Raw genomic sequence first — 14,447 nt, forward strand, 5'->3', positions numbered from 1 at the left:
ATTACCTTAGTTTACCAATGAACAACACCGGGTTACTCTCCTCGTCCAGTCCGGGGAAACGCCTTGCGAACTCTTCCTTCTTCAAAACGTCTTCCGGATACATCAGCATGGCGCACCAGCCCTCATCTAACGAGAAGAACTGTTTGGGCAACCACCGGAAGTTGTCATCGAACTTGATGTTCTCTAAAACTCTTGCGTTCCCGTCTTTTTTGTCGATTAAGGCTATTCCGTTCAGGTCATCCCTTTTTCCCTTGAAGGAGAGTAATATTGTTTCCTTTGATTCCACGTAATCCGGGATATGCCCGATGTATCCTTTCTCTGTCTCCTCCATTACTATTTGCACATAATCCTTTCCGTCTTGTGCCCAAAATCCCGCTGGAGGAATTTTATTGTCGATATTTATTCGATATCGAATTTTAGTGCTATCCATTGTACACTCAAGTATCTCATTGCCTTGATAGCCATGAGAGAGGATATGCCCCTCAAAACGTTCGAACGAATTTGTGTATGAGCTGATATATTTGTTCGCTTTTTCTATGGAATCATACGAGTTGATAAGATTTCCGCTCTTTGGGTTGATTATCCTGTAACGCGACTGCCCCTGTATAGGCATGTTTTTTATAATGTATGAGCTGTCATTAAATTGGGTGATAGCCTCTATATATCCTATATTTTCATGATCTGCCCATTTGCGAATAAATTTGAACGAATTAGAATAAGTCGTAATATCGTTCGCAGAAGAAATCAAAATATCTCCATTAGGCCATATTGTAAAATTTCCTAAGAAGAAGTACGATTGAGGATCTTCTCCCTTTTTATATAAATAGCGTTTGATTTTTCCATATTTATCCCATATGATTAATTGATTTCCCGAGCCTATGTAGATATCTTCTTGATAGATAACAATGTTCTTGATATTGTAAAGTTCTTCTATCAATGCGTCATCCCTTGTTTCCAAGGGGACATACCAATATTCCTCAAATACTTCATTCACATCTTTTTCTACCCGATGTGAGAGTGGAATGAAGTACTCGATTATTTCGTTCTTACTATTATCTTTCACTCGATCCTGGTTACAACTGATAAGTAAAAGGGGGATTAAAAAGAAAAGATAGATCATGGTTGTATATTGTTTTAAGAAACAAGGGGTTGGCGGTAGGAGGTGACCTCTGCTAAAGCCAACCCTTTCTTTTGTTGTTAACCTCCTACGGTATTGCAGTTTTGTACTCCTCCAAGACCATTGCATTTATCTTGACATTGAGAACAGTTAGAGGCATCAATGGCATTAGAACTGTTCCAGCAGTGGCAATACGCACTTCCTCCCCCTAAGATTTTCATCATTTGCTCTTTTGGAAGAACTTTACCTTGTTGGTTTAGTACGACTTTTGTCAGTTTTTTGAGTTTGTCCATAATTTGAAAGATTTAAAAAGTTAATAGATGTGTAATGCTTTGATATTTACAAAGAAAATTAAAAAATATCAAACATGGGGTATATTATGTCTTTTTTATTGTTGTTTAATGTATATTGTCTTTCTATTGGTACAGTAGAAAATTAGTGGAGATATGTATATAAGTTAGCTATGCGAACTCGATTGTTCTGTCCCATGTTTAATTTGTTCGAGAAATGACTTGTTGTATTGATGTAATTTGTTATGTAATAGTATTTTATGTAATAGCGTAAGCCATAGGCACAAAGCCTCCCAAATGAATAACTAATCACTTGACAAGGCTCAAATTATATATTTGGATACTCCAAAAAGATTATCGGGTGAGCCTGTTTTGATGTTACGGGGATCATCTTTAACGGCTGTGCTGTAAAACATGTTTTAATGGGAATTTTGGCAGATTGCCCTAAGATGGCAAAGCTGTAAATAATCACGGTATAACTTCCCTTCTTGAAGAATATATACTTCAAGTGGCATAGGATATATACTTCATAGCCCAAGTAAGTATATCTTCTATCGCAGGTATGTCACTGATTTGCTACTGACCCGAAATAAGGCCGCACTCCTTCCGGCAGGAAGAAACGGATATCCTTGCCGGTTTGGTAAGCGTTACGGATAAATGTGGAGGAGATTTCCATCAAGGGAGCGTCTACCTTTTTCACGTTCGGATAAATGGTTGGGATCGAGATATCGAATCCTAGGCGGGGATAAATCAGCAGTTTGTAGTTTTGGAGTATTTTTTCATATTCTTTCCATCGGGGAAAAAGCTGCCAGTTATCGGCTCCCATGATAAAATAAAAGTCCCTATCCGGATAGTTGCTGGATAAGGCTCGCAAGGTATCAATGGAATAAGAAGGTTTCGGCAGGTGGAACTCAATATCGCAGACCTTGAATTTCGGATATCCGTCAATGGCGGCTTGGACCATTTCCAACCGTAGTGAGTCATCTAGCAAGTCATCCTTTTTCTTCAGCGGATTATGAGGCGTGACCACGAACCACACCTCATTCAGTCCCTCGAACTCACATAGCCAGTTCGCCAAGGCGAGATGGCCTATGTGAATGGGATTGAACGATCCACTGTAGATGCCGGTCTTGAGTCTCATCCGATTTATACTTACCCCTTCTTTTGCCAACCCTTATAGTTGATAAAACAAATGAATATATTAAATATCAGGGCACTCCCGATGATATACTCCTTATAATACAGGCTGATACCACCTAATACGAGGCTCGCTATCCCACAAACGATAGAAAGCCCCATCATAAAACGGGTATTCTTGAATATATTAGGCATAGACTATTTGTTTAAGAACTCACGAATGATCTTCAACGCGTCTTTTTGGGCAGTCTCCAGATCATCGTTTACGACAACCTTATCAAACTGTCCCGTGAACCCTAATTCATACTCAGCCTTGGCGATACGGCTTTCGATAACTTCCGGGCTGTCTGTTCCCCGTCCTTCCAATCGCTTCCGTAGGTCGTCGATGCAAGGAGGTTGGATAAAGACAGACAGGGCACGGTCTCCATAGAATTTCTTGATATTGCATCCGCCTACCACATCCACATCGAAAATCACGTTGTCCCCTTCATTCAAGATACGCTCTACCTCGCTTTTTAACGTACCGTAATATTTATCGGTATACACCTCCTCATATTCCAAGAAGTCTCCATTAGCGATACGACTGCGGAACTCTTCCGGCGTAAGGAAATAATATTCCACACCATTCTTCTCGGTTCCCCGCGGAGCCCGGCTGGTAGCCGAGATGGAGAAACGAAGGTGTAAATCTTGTTTCAAAAGATAATTAATAATGGTTGATTTTCCGGAACCCGAGGGTGCGGAGAAGATAATTAATTTGCCAGCCATTCTCGTTAATCTTATTATAATACGTTTAGTACCTGTTCCTTGATTTGTTCCAACTCGTCTTTCATCTGGACCACGATCTTCTGCATCTCGGCGTGGTTGCTCTTTGATCCGAGCGTATTGATCTCACGCCCCATTTCCTGAGCGATAAAACCGAGCTTCTTGCCTTGGCCGTGACCGGATTCCATGGTTGAGATAAAATATTTCAAGTGGTTGTCCAGACGGTTCTTTTCCTCGTTGACATCCAGCTTCTCTATGTAATAGATCATCTCCTGCTCGAAACGATTCTTGTCGTAGTCCTTCTCGGCTATCTTTTGCAGGTTATCCATGATACGAGCCTTGATCTTCTCGATACGTTCCCCCTCGTATTTCTCCACTTCTTTCAACAGAGTGGCGATATTGGCTATCTTTTGCTCAAAAAGCTTTTGAAGCATGGCTCCTTCTTGGATACGGAAATCACACAGGTGCTTGATAGCGTCCTTTACCGTTTCTAAAACCACCTCCCATTCGAATTCGTCCGGTTCTACGGTCTCAGACTTGATTGCGTCCGGCATCCGGAGCAAGGTCTGGAACCAATCGTTCGGAACGCTGATATTCAGTTTCTCTGCGATCTCCTTGATTTGGTTGTAATAATTCTCTACGGCGGCAAGATTGATCTGTGTAGGAGTATCTTTGCCTATATATTCTATAAAGATATTGAACTCAACTTTTCCCCGCTCCAAAGATTGAAGTAACAGGCTCCGAAGCTCCATTTCCTTATCCTTGTATATGGAAGGGATACGGGTGGACAAATCCAATTGCTTACTGTTTAAAGCCTTTATCTCTACGGTTACTTTTTTTGAAGGGAGCTCGGCAGTAACCTTACCGAACCCAGTCATTGATTGTATCATTTTTCTCAAAAGTTTGCGCAAAGATAGTGGTTTCCTTTTAGATTTGATGTTTATTTTCTCATAAATAGATGTTTCTCATAGGGCTGCCTTGATAGTATAATGAATTTTTGTATACCTTCGCAGCCTAATCAGATTGAAGGATTGAGATTGTTTGTTCGTTCAATTATCAATTGTTAATAGTTAATTATTATGTCATTGATCTTAAATATCGAGACATCCACTTCCGTATGTTCAGTAGCCCTGTCGGAAGGGGAGGAGGTGGTCTTTGAGAAGGCTTCCTTCGAGGGGCCGTCTCATGCGGCGTTATTGGGCGTTTATATGGAAGAGGCATTAGAAGCCGCGAAGTCGAAAGGGATAAAACTGGATGCTGTGGCGGTAAGTAGCGGACCCGGATCTTATACGGGGTTACGCATCGGGGTGTCTGTGGCTAAAGGATTATGCTTTGGGTATGGTATTCCTTTGATCGGTATTCATACGCTGGATATTTTAGCGTCTGCCGCTATCCGGAAAAATAAGGAGGAGGCCGATTGCTTGTATTGCGCTATGTTGGATGCCCGTCGTATGGAAGTCTACTCTTCGATTTATGATTCCCATCTCAACACGATACGTGCCACGACTGCTGATATCGTAGATGCTGATTCGTATGCTTCTTTTTTAGAGAACGGTAAGGTTTGTTTCTTTGGAGACGGTGCCGCTAAATGTGAGACGGTAATCACTTCTCCGAACGCCTGTTTTATAGATGGTATCTATCCATTAGCTGTAAATATGGTATCCTTGTCGCAGAAAGCATATGATGATGGCCGTTTTGAGAATGTGGCTTATTTTGAGCCTTTCTATTTGAAAGAATTCCAAGCAACGATCGCTAAGAACAAAGTGCTGAACGAGGCGTTAGGGAAAAACAAATAAGAGTAAGGGTACACAACCAAATTCATGTTCCGGCTGTTTATTCTAAAATGAATAAATCAGTTAAAGACATGAGAAAGAAAAGTGTGAATACGCTATTGGTATTTGGTGTGGTTGTCGCTATAATCCTTTTGATGATCTGGTTGTTCCTCGGGACAACGTTGGTGGAGGATACGAGTACGGAGATTAGTCCGGTTCCTATAGAGCAAGCTAACTGAGAACAATAACATAAAAAGGCGGGATCCTTTCGGACCTCGCCTTTTTTAATATAGATAGTTGTTTTTATTAACCAAGGAATCCTAGCAAGATACCGGCAGCTACAGCGGAACCGATTACACCTGCTACGTTCGGACCCATAGCGTGCATCAATAAGTAGTTACTTGGATCGTATTCCAAACCTACGTTCTGGGAAATACGGGCAGCGTCAGGTACGGCGGATACACCGGAGTTACCGATCAACGGATTGATCTTGTTGCCTTCTTTCAAGAACAGGTTAAAGAACTTAACGAACAATACACCGGCACAAGTAGCGATAACGAATGACAACGCACCCAAACCGAAAATCTTGATAGAGTTCAATGTTAAGAACTGGGTAGCTTGTGTAGAAGCACCTACCGTGATGCCTAATAAGATCGTGATAACATCGATCAGCGGGCCGCGGGCTGTCTCTGCCAAACGGCGAGTAACACCACTTTCCTTGATCAAGTTACCAAAGAACAACATTCCTAACAATGGCAAACCAGACGGTACCAAGAAGGCTGTCAATAACAAGCCAACGATCGGGAAAACGATTTTCTCCGTCTGTGAAACGGCTCTTGGAGGTTTCATACGGATCACACGTTCTTTCTTCGTTGTAAGCAATCTCATAAACGGTGGCTGGATAATAGGAACCAATGCCATATATGAGTATGCGGATACAGCGATAGCACCCATCAAGTTAGGAGCTAACTTGGATGACAAGAAGATTGCAGTTGGACCATCAGCTCCTCCGATAATACCGATAGCACCGGCTTGGCTTGGGTCAAATCCCATTTGCAATGCAATGATATAAGCACCGAAAATACCAAATTGGGCGGCAGCTCCGACTAGCATTAACTTAGGGTTGGATATCAAAGCGGAGAAGTCTGTCATGGCACCGATACCGAGGAATATCAAGGGGGGATACCAACCTTGTTTCACTCCTTGGTACAAAATGTTCAATACAGAACCCTCTTCGTATATACCTAATTGTAATCCGGCATCCTTGAAAGGGATATTTCCGATCAAGATACCGAAACCAATAGGGATCAGAAGCATCGGCTCGAATTCATATTTAATCGCTAGGAATATGAACAGCAAACCTACCAATAGCATCACGATATGCCCTGGAGTCGCGTTCGCAAATCCTGTATAGGAGAGAAATATTTGGATATTTTCTCCTAGGAATTGTAAGAAACTTTCTTGCATATCATTAACCGATTACAACGAGATCTGCACCTTCCAATACAGAGTCGCCTTTGTTTACTTTAATTTCTACAATTTTACCGTCACGATCGGCATTGATGTTGTTTTCCATCTTCATGGCTTCCAATACCAAGATCTTTTGGCCTCTCTTAACTGTATCGCCGACTTTACAGTCTACACTTAAAATTACACCTGGCAGCGGAGATTTAACAGCGCCGGCTACACTTGGAGCTGCTTGACGGGTGATAACAGGTTCACCGCTGGCATTGGTCGGAGCTTGAGCCGGACGTTTCAATGTAACCATTTGTTTTTTCGCAGGTTTCTCCATTTTTACGTTATAAGGGGTTCCGTTTACCTCTACCTCTGCCACATCATCTACAACTGAGTTGATATGTACTTTATATGTGTTACCGTTAATGGTATATTTAAAACTTTTCATTCGTCAATTGGATTTTAGGATGATTACTTTTTATTTGGAGTCTGACGCAGAGAATAAAGCTTAGAACTCCATGGTGAATAGCTGCGTTGAACCTTGTGGATAGTCAATACCGTGTTCTCGATATCGTGGTTGTCATCGCTCATCTCATAAAGAGCGGTAGCGATAGCGGCAAAAATTTCACCTGATTCTTGACCGATATTGGCTGATACGGCAGCACCTGTTCCTGCGGCTTTTTGGGCGTTACGCTTGCTAGCTTTGATCGCTGCGTTACCGATCTGTTTGAATACTAGATACAAAATGATTAAGCCAAGGAATACGACTGCCATGGCTGTTATGGTCATACCAATACCCCATGGGTCGTTCCGTTGGAAGTTCTCAAGTTTCGCATTCGAATCTAACGTCAGATTATTGGTGCTAGGAGTCACTTTGTCAAGGATACTCCAATTACCTACTCCATCAAGATCCAGACCGTAACTAACATCTGCTTTTTGCCCGGCAGGGATTGTCACCTCGTCGATCAAAGTTGTACCATCTGAATCATATAAGGCTAGATAATTATCTTTGTTTGGATCGAATGTGAAGTTTACATGAAATGTCCCTTTTGTTGGCTGATCATCTGCCCAAAAAAGAAGATGCTGGCGGGGAGGAACTTTGGTAAGTACATCTCCCTTCGGGATCATATATTTTCTGGGATTACTTTTATCGTTCGTTAAGAAGCATCCTCGTAAATCCACCGTACCTGCTGAGTTATTAAATAACTCAAACCATGGATGGCGTTTTCCATAGTCATCAACAAAGTTATCTTCATTGACAACTAGCACTTCATTTAATTTAACGGAGGTAGTCAACTGTGCCTTGGCTCCCATACTGAAGAGAACCATTAACAGTAGCAATACCCCTATTTTCTTATTTATCATATTCATCTCCTGTTTTACGGATTATAGAGGCAGGTTATCATGTTTCTTAGCAGGATTGCTTAACTTCTTAGTCTGCAATTGCTGCAAAGCACGAATAATACGGAAACGAGTGTTACGCGGTTCGATAACATCGTCGATATAACCGTATTGAGCTGCGTTATAAGGATTAGCGAATGCTTTCTTATATTCAGCTTCTTTCTCTGCTGCGCATGCTTTCGGATCTTCAGCGGCTGCTACTTCCTTGGCGAAGATAACCTCTACGGCACCGCTCGGGCCCATAACGGCGATCTCGGCTGTCGGCCATGCGTAATTCATATCACCACGTAAATGTTTAGAACTCATCACGCAATAAGCTCCACCGTAAGACTTACGCAATGTAACGGTAATCTTAGGAACGGTAGCCTCACCATAAGCGTAAAGCAATTTAGCGCCGTGAAGGATTACACCGTTGTATTCCTGACCTGTACCCGGAAGGAATCCCGGAACGTCAACCAATGTTACCAAAGGAATATTGAAAGCGTCGCAGAAACGAACGAAGCGACCTGCTTTACGAGATGCGTTGCTATCCAAGCATCCTGCCATAACCTTCGGCTGGTTAGCTACGATACCGACGGATTGTCCGTTGAAACGAGCGAAACCTACGATGATATTCTTAGCGTAGTCCGCATGGACCTCTAGGAACTCGTTGTTATCGACGATCGTACCGATAACCTCATACATATCGTAAGATTGGTTGGCGTTATCGGGAATGATATCGTTCAATACATCATCCAGACGATCGATCGGGTCTTTGCACTCAACTAACGGCGTTTCCTCTAAGTTGTTCTGAGGTAAGAAACTGAGCAATTTACGAATCAATTGCAAACCATCTTCTTCTGTATCGACAGCGAAATGGGCTACACCCGATTTGGTAGTGTGTACGCTGGCTCCACCCAACTGCTCTTGGGTTACATCCTCACCTGTTACGGTTTTTACGACTTTCGGACCAGTCAAGAACATATAGCTGGTACCACGTGTCATGATGTTGAAGTCTGTCAAAGCCGGAGAATAAACGGCTCCACCGGCGCAAGGGCCGAAGATACCGGAAATCTGGGGAACAACACCGGAAGCCAAGATGTTACGTTGGAAAATCTCTGCGTATCCTGCCAAGGCGTTTACACCTTCTTGGATACGAGCTCCACCGGAGTCGTTCAAACCGATAACGGGAGCGCCCATCTTCATGGCTTGATCCATTACTTTACAGATCTTCATAGCCAAAGCCTCAGACAAGGCTCCACCGAATACGGTGAAATCTTGAGCGAAGATATATACCAAACGTCCGTCGATCGTACCATAACCTGTTACGATACCATCGCCTAAATATTTAGTTTTCTCGATACCGAAGTTTGTACAACGGTGTTGAACAAACATGTCGAATTCCTCGAAACTACCTTCGTCAAGCAACATGGCGATACGCTCACGAGCGGTATATTTGCCTTTTTTGTGCTGTGATTCGATTCTTTTCTCTCCTCCACCCAAGCGAGCTTGCTCACGAAGTGCGATGAGCTCTTTTACTTTTTCAAGCTGGTTACTCATTGTATTTTGATTTGTTGTTAGAAATGAACGGATTAATTATTTGTTGCCCGGCATGCAAAGCTCTGTCAATACGCTGCAAGTTGATTTCGGGTGAAGGAAAGCGATGTTCAAGCCTTCCGCGCCACCACGGGGAGCTTTGTCGATTAATTTAACGCCTTTTTCCTCAGCCTCGTTCAAAGCTGCCTGTACATCAGGTACCGCGAATGCGATATGGTGGATACCTTCACCTTTTTTCTCGATAAATTTTGCGATCGTGCTATCTTCGCTGGTCGGCTCTAGTAATTCAATCTTAGTCTGTCCTACCTTGAAAAATGCGGTTTTTACTTTTTGGTCTGCTACTACTTCGATATTGTAGCATTTTAATCCAAGAACGCCTTCATAATAGGGTAAACAAGCCTCGATACTCTTCACTGCGATACCTAAATGTTCGATATGTGTAAGTTCCATGTCAATAATAATTTAAAGATTTAGTAAATGTTTGTTTCTATTGTGTGCAAATGTACACTACTTTTTATGAATGAGGAAATAATTTTTTGTTTTTATCTCCCAGTAAATGTGTTTAAAGATACATTTTATTAAAAATCGACAATCAGACGAACGTTCAATTGACGTCCGGTCAGATAGTTTGGAACTGCGTATTGGACATTATATACATCTGTTATCCAATAGTAGGAACTAACGTTTTTGATGTCTAATATGTTAAATACATCCAGACCTAGCCAAATGTTTTTCAAATGGCGGAAGAAGCCCCTGTCCATGATAGCGTCCGTGCCTCCTGCCAATTGATAGGAGAGTCCGATATCTACACGTTTGTAGGCGGGCGTACGGAAATAGCCGGCTTCGTATCCTTTGCCCGGGATTGTCTGGGGAAGTCCTCCGGATAGAACTCCTTTCAGATTTAGCTTGACTCGTTTATAGCCCGGGAAATAATCTTGGAAGAAGAGTGAGATGTTGTAGCCTTGGCTATTGGCCATAGGAACGGTCGTTGTTTCCCGGATGGTTTGCTGGGCTTTCATCAAGGAGAAGCTGATCCATGAGTCGGTACCCGGTACGAATTCTCCGAAGAATTTGACATCGAGTCCCATGGCGTAACCTTTGGCGCAGTTCTCGCCGTAATAGCGGATCTTGACGTTATCTACGGTGTAGGGATTCAGATTGTCCAGCTTTTTATAGTACATCTCGGCGGTCACCTTGAAATTCCGGTCTACGGCACGGAACGTATAATCTCCTCCCAATATGAAATGGATGGAGCGTTGTGACTTTAGATCTTTGTTCAATACCGTGATATTATTGCCGTTCTCGTCTTTGTCTACTCTACGTAATTCCTTGTAGAAGGGCGATTGATAATACAGTCCGGTGGCGAAACGGAGCGTCAAGTCTTGGTCGAAGTTCGGGATAAAGCCCAATGAGGCACGGGGACTGAAAAGGAGCTCCTTATTATAAGTCCAATAACTACCTCTAACCCCTGCGACCAACGTGAACAGACCTTGCTTAGTCCTGAATTTGAACGCGTCTTGCGCATAAGCGGAAAAGCGTGTGCTTTCTATCTGATTATCAGAAAAGAGGTTCGAATATACACTTACGTTATTACCGGTTTGGGGCAAAGAATAACCTGAGGAATCCCTTTTTTCCCATTCACTGATCTTATCATTGATTTTCTCCATTTGTACCGTGGCTCCCCATTTCAACGTATTGTTTAAAAGGCGGGCCATCCCATAATGCCCGACATTCATGACGGTGGAGTTCAAACGGTTTCGTGCGTGCTCGTGATAACGGCCTACGGACATGGCGGCTGACGCGTCGTCATCCGGATTTTCCGCTCCGTTCTCGCTCAGCCAATATTCTCCGGCGATATCGTATCCCTCTTCTTCCTTGCTTTTGAAAGCGGAGGCTTGAAGTCCCAACTCTGTGTTCTCATTGGGGTTGTGTTTCAATGTAAGCGCACCGAATAAGGTTTGGAAACGGTCTCTTTCCCTTCCGTCGAAATAGACTTTGAAGTTCTTGGGATGCTCGGCTGTACCGAAAGAGGTTTCCCGGCTATAAGGGGTGAATTTATAATTATTGTTAGCGAGGTTTCCCAAGAAATTGATTTCCCATTTAGGGGCCAATTGGTACGTGATGTAAGTTTGCAGATCGATAAATTTAGGGTCGTATTCAGCGTCTGTATCCATGGTACCCAAGATAGACCGACCGCTTTTAAAGCGGAAACCCGTTACTTGGGTAAATTTACCGATAGAACTGCCTACATAAGCATTCGCGCCCAACAAGCTCGCGGAAGCTGAGCCTTCGAATATCTTAGGCTTTTTATAGGTAATATCCAGCACGGAACTCATCTTGTCTCCGTAACGAGCCTCGAAGCCACCGGCGGCGAAATTGACCGCCTCCGTCAGGTCCGGATTGATAAAGCTAAAGCCCTCTTGTTGTCCCGAGCGAATCAGAAGCGGACGGAATACCTCGATCCCATTCACATAAACGATATTTTCATCATAACTACCTCCACGTACGGAATACTGGGAACTTAACTCGTTATTGGACGATACTCCGGCAAACGTAACGACCAAGCTCTCTATACTACCTCCGGAGGGATCGGGCAATAACTTGATTTTGTCCGCATTTAGGGACTCCATGGTCGTGGTCTGCTTGCGGATGGCAGTAACAGATACTTCCCCTAAATCAAATGAGGTATTGTTCATCTGTACGTTCAGGCGCATATCCGCTTGTGCCGAGGGAATGATACGTTCAGCCTTATTATATCCCAGACAAGAGTAAATAATGGAGATAGAATCCCCCGGCGATATGGAAAAGGAATAATATCCCTTCTCGTTGGTCATGGAGCCGATCAACGTGTTCTTAACCCGGACATTCACTAATTCCAGAGGGTTACCGTCGGCGTCACGGACATAACCAGTGATTTTTATGCGGCCTTCGCCAAAGGCACTCACGGAAATAAGTATAAATAGCAGCGCGGCTATCGCACGAATCTTCATAATCTATTGTTCAATTATAAAAATACTAACGAGAAAAAAGAACGATACGTATATATGGGTGCAAAAAATTATATTTATATTTGCGAATCTTAATATTAAAAGAGTACAAAGAACGAAAAAAATGGAGAGTTTTGCAACACTTATACAAAATAGAAGAAGTACACGTAAGTTTACCGAACAACTACTTTCACCCGAGCAGGTAGAACTGATCTTGAAAGCGGCGTTGATGGCTCCGGCCTCAAAACGTAGTAATCCTTGGCAGTTCGTGGTCGTGGAAGATAAGGAAATGTTGAAGAAACTTGCCGGGTGTAAGAAAAATGGTTCTGCTTTTCTGGAGGGTTGTGCCTTGGCCGTGGTTGTCTTGGCGAATGTGATGGAAAGCGATGTTTGGATCGAGGACGCTTCGGTCGCTTCTATTTATATGCAATTGCAAGCGGAGGATTTGGGATTGGGCAGTTGCTGGTGTCAGATCCGGAACCGGGTAACAGAGGACGAGGCGGATTCGAATAATTATGTTCGTTCGTTGCTGGATATCCCTTATCAATTGGATGTCTTGTCTATCATTGGTATCGGTTATAAGGATCAGGTTCGTAAGCCTTTTGATGAATCCCATTTACAATGGGAGAAGATACATATAGGAAAGTTCTCTCTTCCGGAAGAAAATAAAGAGGCGGAAGAATGAGAGTCGTATTTGTTGGTGCTGGAAACTTAGCTACCCGGCTTTCGTTGGAAATGCGTAAGTCCGGAATGAGTATCGGGCAAGTGTATAGTCACACAAGTGAGCATGCTAAGATTTTAGCCGATGAATTGGGATGTGGGTGGACTGTTGTCCCGGAAGATATTGTGGAAGATGCCGACTTGTATGTTTTCTCTTTGAAAGATGCCGTGCTCCAAGATGTTATCGCCCGTGTAAAACCGAATAACGGTTTGTGGGTGCATACGGCAGGGAGTATGCCAATCTCTGTATTTGAGGGTTTTACGGCTAGATATGGGGTGGTTTATCCGTTACAAACGTTTAGTAAGAGTAGGGAGGTGGATTTCAAGAAAATACCGTTCTTTTTAGAGGCGAACTCGTCTGAAGATGAGACGGTGCTGGGAGAGGTGGCTAGGGCGCTCTCCAGTGATGTCCGTTTCCTCTCCTCCGAGAAGCGAAAGAACTTACATTTAGCGGCGGTTTTCGCTTGTAATTTTACGAATCATATGTATGCGCTAGCTGAAAAGATCTTGGAAGAACAGCAAATACCGGGAGAGGTCTTGCTACCTTTGATAGACGAGACAGCCGCTAAGGTACATGTAATGTCGCCGGCGCAAGCCCAAACGGGACCAGCTATACGATATGACGAAAATGTGATAAACAAACATATGGCTATGCTTAAAGATCCGGGTATGCGAAATCTATATGAGCTGATTAGCCGAAGTATACATAAGGAGGCTCGACATGAGTAGTATAAACTATGATTTGAGAAAAATAAAGGCTTTTGTCTTTGATGTAGACGGGGTGCTATCCTGCGATGTGATTCCGCTTCACCCGAATGGCGATCCGATGCGTACTGTCAATATCAAGGATGGCTATGCCTTGCAATTGGCCGTGAAGAAAGGTTATGAGGTCGCTATAATTACGGGCGGATATACGGAAGCCGTACAGATTCGCTTTTCTCGTTTAGGAATACAACATATTTATATGCGTAGCGCTGTAAAGGTGCATGACTTTAAGGATTTCATGGAAAAAACGGGCTTGTCTCCTGAGCACATCATGTATGCGGGTGATGATATTCCTGATTATGAGGTAATGACGCGAGTCGGATTGCCGGTGGCACCTGCGGATGCGGCTCCGGAGATCAAGGAGATAGCGAAATATATATCCTCCCGGCGAGGTGGCGAAGGCGTAGCTAGGGACGTGATCGAGCAAACGATGCGGGCTCAAGGACACTGGTTCGGCGAGGAGGCTTTTGGGTGGTAAAATTTTGGTGAATGTGTAACGCTTAAT

The 14,447-nt window shown here is 43.3% G+C and carries 17 protein-coding genes; 5 read left to right on the forward strand and 12 right to left on the reverse strand.

From position 1 onward, the window contains the following. Position 1: 1 nt before the first annotated feature. The 6 genes from ACYIA1_RS01975 to ACYIA1_RS02000 all read right to left on the reverse strand — a co-directional run bounded on the left by ACYIA1_RS01975 (position 2) and on the right by ACYIA1_RS02000 (position 4,196). Positions 2–994: a 6-bladed beta-propeller gene (locus ACYIA1_RS01975; protein WP_232044490.1), complete on the reverse strand. Its 993-nt coding sequence runs from the start codon at positions 992–994 to the stop codon at positions 2–4. 203 nt (positions 995–1,197) lie between these two features. Then, entirely contained in the window at positions 1,198–1,410 is a 213-nt protein-coding gene (locus tag ACYIA1_RS01980; protein ID WP_005865774.1) for a hypothetical protein, read from the reverse strand. Between the two features lie 562 nt (positions 1,411–1,972). Further along, on the reverse strand, positions 1,973–2,548 hold the full coding sequence (gene nadD, locus ACYIA1_RS01985) for a nicotinate (nicotinamide) nucleotide adenylyltransferase (RefSeq protein WP_022192874.1): 576 nt from the start codon (positions 2,546–2,548) through the stop codon (positions 1,973–1,975). Between the two features lie 11 nt (positions 2,549–2,559). Next, the gene (locus tag ACYIA1_RS01990) at positions 2,560–2,739 is read right to left on the reverse strand and encodes a hypothetical protein (protein ID WP_413639645.1); all 180 of its coding nucleotides are present in this window, start codon (positions 2,737–2,739) and stop codon (positions 2,560–2,562) included. Between the two features lie 3 nt (positions 2,740–2,742). Further along, positions 2,743–3,309, reverse strand: a complete 567-nt coding sequence (gene gmk, locus ACYIA1_RS01995) for a guanylate kinase (protein ID WP_005861508.1) — start codon at positions 3,307–3,309, stop codon at positions 2,743–2,745. A gap of 14 nt (positions 3,310–3,323) precedes the next feature. Continuing rightward, entirely contained in the window at positions 3,324–4,196 is an 873-nt protein-coding gene (locus tag ACYIA1_RS02000) for a YicC/YloC family endoribonuclease (RefSeq protein WP_196009563.1), read from the reverse strand. 189 nt (positions 4,197–4,385) lie between these two features. Between ACYIA1_RS02000 and tsaB the strand changes: the two genes are divergently transcribed. Next, positions 4,386–5,102: a tRNA (adenosine(37)-N6)-threonylcarbamoyltransferase complex dimerization subunit type 1 TsaB gene (gene tsaB, locus ACYIA1_RS02005; RefSeq protein ID WP_196009564.1), complete on the forward strand. Its 717-nt coding sequence runs from the start codon at positions 4,386–4,388 to the stop codon at positions 5,100–5,102. Between the two features lie 68 nt (positions 5,103–5,170). Then, positions 5,171–5,317 (forward strand): hypothetical protein, encoded by a 147-nt coding sequence (locus tag ACYIA1_RS02010; RefSeq protein ID WP_005861514.1) that lies wholly within the window; start codon positions 5,171–5,173, stop codon positions 5,315–5,317. A 67-nt stretch (positions 5,318–5,384) separates the two neighbouring features. Here ACYIA1_RS02010 and ACYIA1_RS02015 read toward each other — a convergent pair whose 3' ends face one another. The 6 genes from ACYIA1_RS02015 to ACYIA1_RS02040 all read right to left on the reverse strand — a co-directional run bounded on the left by ACYIA1_RS02015 (position 5,385) and on the right by ACYIA1_RS02040 (position 12,460). Next, positions 5,385–6,545 carry a sodium ion-translocating decarboxylase subunit beta gene (locus ACYIA1_RS02015; RefSeq protein WP_008774134.1) on the reverse strand — a complete coding sequence of 387 codons (1,161 nt, stop codon included), beginning with the start codon at positions 6,543–6,545 and terminating at the stop codon, positions 5,385–5,387. A gap of 4 nt (positions 6,546–6,549) precedes the next feature. Beyond that, the gene (locus ACYIA1_RS02020) at positions 6,550–6,981 is read right to left on the reverse strand and encodes a biotin/lipoyl-containing protein (RefSeq protein ID WP_008774133.1); all 432 of its coding nucleotides are present in this window, start codon (positions 6,979–6,981) and stop codon (positions 6,550–6,552) included. Positions 6,982–7,004: 23 nt separating this feature from the next. Next, complete coding sequence (locus tag ACYIA1_RS02025; protein ID WP_008774132.1) at positions 7,005–7,898, reverse strand: OadG family transporter subunit; 894 nt, start codon at positions 7,896–7,898, stop codon at positions 7,005–7,007. Between the two features lie 21 nt (positions 7,899–7,919). Beyond that, a complete protein-coding gene (locus ACYIA1_RS02030) occupies positions 7,920–9,473 on the reverse strand; it encodes an acyl-CoA carboxylase subunit beta (RefSeq protein WP_005861522.1) in 1,554 nt (517 codons plus the stop codon). A gap of 36 nt (positions 9,474–9,509) precedes the next feature. Next, entirely contained in the window at positions 9,510–9,920 is a 411-nt protein-coding gene (gene mce, locus ACYIA1_RS02035) for a methylmalonyl-CoA epimerase (protein ID WP_005861524.1), read from the reverse strand. Positions 9,921–10,048: 128 nt separating this feature from the next. Beyond that, positions 10,049–12,460, reverse strand: coding sequence for a TonB-dependent receptor (locus ACYIA1_RS02040; RefSeq protein ID WP_413639646.1), 2,412 nt, complete (start codon positions 12,458–12,460; stop codon positions 10,049–10,051). Positions 12,461–12,581: 121 nt separating this feature from the next. Between ACYIA1_RS02040 and ACYIA1_RS02045 the strand changes: the two genes are divergently transcribed. From ACYIA1_RS02045 to ACYIA1_RS02055, 3 genes are read left to right on the forward strand one after another with little or no spacing between them, the layout of a single operon-like run. Further along, positions 12,582–13,142 (forward strand): nitroreductase family protein, encoded by a 561-nt coding sequence (locus ACYIA1_RS02045; protein WP_005861528.1) that lies wholly within the window; start codon positions 12,582–12,584, stop codon positions 13,140–13,142. After that, complete coding sequence (locus tag ACYIA1_RS02050) at positions 13,139–13,906, forward strand: Rossmann-like and DUF2520 domain-containing protein (RefSeq protein ID WP_413639647.1); 768 nt, start codon at positions 13,139–13,141, stop codon at positions 13,904–13,906. The genes ACYIA1_RS02045 and ACYIA1_RS02050 overlap by 4 nt, the downstream gene beginning before the upstream one ends. Further along, positions 13,899–14,420, forward strand: coding sequence for a KdsC family phosphatase (locus tag ACYIA1_RS02055; RefSeq protein WP_005861532.1), 522 nt, complete (start codon positions 13,899–13,901; stop codon positions 14,418–14,420). Before ACYIA1_RS02050 ends, ACYIA1_RS02055 begins: the two co-directional genes overlap by 8 nt. The last annotated feature ends 27 nt before the right edge of the window (positions 14,421–14,447 follow it).

Source organism: Parabacteroides sp. KHUB-02, assembly GCF_056640955.1.